The following is a 2,476-nucleotide window of genomic DNA, read 5'->3' on the forward strand; positions in this document are numbered from 1 at the left end:
ATGTGATGCGGATCGATCGAGCAGGATCAGAACCAGGTCAGACCTACGGCGATGATGACGCCGGTGATCAGCAGCTGAACCAGGCAGAAGCCCATGATGTCCTTGGCTTTCAGACCGGCGATCCCCAGCACGGGCAAGGCCCAGAAGGGCTGCAGCAGATTGGTCCAGGCATCGCCCCAGGCCACGGCCATGGCCACCCGGGGAATATCCACTCCCAGGGCTTCGGCAGCGGGAAGCATGACGGGTGCCTGTACCGCCCACTGACCGCCGCCGGAGGGGACGAAGATGTTGATGATACCGGCACTGATGAAGGACCAGAACGGCAATGAGGCCTCGGTGGCAAACGAGATCAGGCCCTCGGACATGGTCTCGGCCAGGCCCGACTGCACCATGATCGCCATGATGCCGGCATAGAAGGGGAATTGGATGACGATGCCGGCACCGCCCTTGATCGCCTCGTTGAGGCTGTTCAGCAGGTTCTGCGGGGTGCGATGCAGCACGATGGCCAGGGCAAGGAACAAGAAATTGACGATGTTCAGGTTCAAGCCACCGTCACGCAACAGGAAATGGTCGAGCAGGTAGAGCAGGCCGGGAACCCCCACCAGCCAGGCCAGGGTGACGCTGTTTTCCAGCCGTTCCGCGGGACGCGTGATACGAACGCGAGTTTCCTGATCGTCCTCCAGCAGCTTGGGGTCGATATAGACGCTTTCCTTTTCATCGGGAAGCATCATTCGATTGACCAGCGGGATGGAAATGAACAGGCACACCACGATGGCTAGGTTGAAGAAGGCAAAGATGGTCGAACCGGTGCCGATGACGCCGATCTGGTCGGCGGTGAAGTGGCCATCGGTGGCGATGGTCAGAGGAATAGAACCAGCCAGACCGCCATGCCAGACCACGAAGCCGGAATAGGCGCTGGCCACCAGAAGGCGATAATCGACTCTCACCAGCTTGGCAAGTTCCTTGGCGAACAAGGCACCCACCACCAGACCGAAACCCCAGTTGATCCAGCTGGCAGCCAATGAGACCAGCGTCACCAGGATGATCGCAGCGCCGGCGTTGCTTGCCAGGCCGGCGAGCTTCTGGAGCAGCCGCTTGACGGGAGGAGAGCTTGCCAGCATGAAGCCGGTGACCAGCACCAGGAGCATCTGCATCGAGAAGGTCAGCAGGGTCCAGAAACCATCCCCCCAGAAGCGCATGACCGCCAAGGGCGACTGGCGCTCCACGGCGATGGCGGCGGCGGCGGCGATGATGGTCAGCAGCAGCACGAAGATGTAGGGATCCGGAAGGTATCGATCGACCAGCTTGACCGCGGGTCTCGACAGGAACTTGAGCATGGTGATGTCTCTTCTTCTGGGTTGTCGGAGTCGCCTGAAGAGAAGAATAGCGCAATCTCAGAACGTTGCGCCAGTAGGCCGGTCAACGGTGCCGTCACCCGAGGGGCATGTCAATGCCTTCGGTCATCAAGGAAAGGTGTCGGGGCCAGCCCCTTGGCCCCATCGAGTACGTCGGTAGTGCAGGTAATAGGCTGTCAGCACTGCCGATCTCACCAGGACGAAGCCAGGAACGCCAACCAGAGGCCATGGTTGCCGAGTCCCTGTGTCAGCCACCACAGCGGTAGATAGACGGCCAGGCCAGTGTCCAGATGCGAGAAGGAGAGGCGTCCGGCCTGGCAGTCGGGGATAGAGGCACGACAAGTTCCACAAGCATCAAGATTCCGCAGGATGCCGACCCGGGCATAGCAACGCAACTGCGCGGCGACTTGGGTTGCCATCCAAAGACAGCTATCTTTGTTATCGGGTGGTCACGAAGCCTGGCATCTTGCAGGCCAGAAATGGCCAGAGATTCTTCGTTGTCAGATTGAACGTCAACGTCATCAGCATCATGGTAGGGAGCGGGGAAATGAAACGAGTCGGCTTGGGCGGGATCTTCACCGTGCTGGCGCTGGTGGTGCTGTTGGGAAGCACGCCGGCCATGGCACAGAGCAATCAGCGTCTCGAGGCGAGCCCCAGTGGCGGAGCCATGGTGGCGGATGCCCTGATCGCCAGGCCATTGCTGGTGGTGGCAACCCTGGGGGGGACAGCGGTGTTTCTGGTTTCCCTGCCTTTCACGGCCCTTGGGGGGAATGTGGACAGTGCCGCCGAGACGCTGATCAAGACCCCGACGGAGGCGGCTTTCCGGCGTTGCCTGGGGTGCAAGGTCAGTCGTCGGGCGGATGAATTCTAGGCGTCCAGGGGAAGTCGGCTCTCAGGCGACGGTGATGCGCTGGTATTTCTCCATCAGCTCGTCGCGGCCTTCCTTGCGGTCGGGGTCGAGCGGAATGCAGTCCACCGGGCAGACCTGCTGGCACTGGGGCTCATCGTAGTGGCCGACACACTCGGTGCAGAGCTCGGGGTCGATCACATAGATCTCTTCGCCCGCGGAGATGGCCCCATTGGGGCATTCCGGCTCGCAGACATCGCAGTTGATGCACTCG

3 protein-coding genes and 1 pseudogene are annotated in these 2,476 nt (G+C 61.1%); 1 reads left to right on the forward strand and 3 read right to left on the reverse strand.

The window, feature by feature from the left end:
* Positions 1-26: 26 nt before the first annotated feature.
* Both ACESMD_RS05240 and ACESMD_RS05245 read right to left on the reverse strand, forming a co-directional pair.
* Entirely contained in the window at positions 27-1,337 is a 1,311-nt protein-coding gene (locus tag ACESMD_RS05240) for a short-chain fatty acid transporter (protein ID WP_372611004.1), read from the reverse strand.
* A gap of 126 nt (positions 1,338-1,463) precedes the next feature.
* A pseudogene (locus ACESMD_RS05245) lies at positions 1,464-1,636 on the reverse strand (MATE family efflux transporter); the annotation flags it as partial.
* 266 nt (positions 1,637-1,902) lie between these two features.
* Here ACESMD_RS05245 and ACESMD_RS05250 point away from each other — a divergent pair.
* Positions 1,903-2,226, forward strand: a complete 324-nt coding sequence (locus ACESMD_RS05250; protein WP_372611006.1) for a hypothetical protein — start codon at positions 1,903-1,905, stop codon at positions 2,224-2,226.
* 21 nt (positions 2,227-2,247) lie between these two features.
* Here ACESMD_RS05250 and ACESMD_RS05255 read toward each other — a convergent pair.
* Positions 2,248-2,476 (reverse strand): YfhL family 4Fe-4S dicluster ferredoxin (locus ACESMD_RS05255; RefSeq protein ID WP_372611008.1); only part of this gene is annotated, 229 nt, incomplete at its 5' end.

The organism is Halomonas sp. (genome assembly GCF_041689495.1).
GTDB lineage: Bacteria > Pseudomonadota > Gammaproteobacteria > Pseudomonadales > Halomonadaceae > Halomonas.

Bases quoted from the DNA above. Each gene is read 5' to 3' on its own strand.
- ACESMD_RS05240 (WP_372611004.1), bottom strand. From the start codon at position 1,337: ATGCTCAAGTTCCTGTCGAGACCCGCGGTCAAGCTGGTCGATCGATAC.
- ACESMD_RS05250 (WP_372611006.1), top strand. From the start codon at position 1,903: ATGAAACGAGTCGGCTTGGGCGGGATCTTCACCGTGCTGGCGCTGGTG.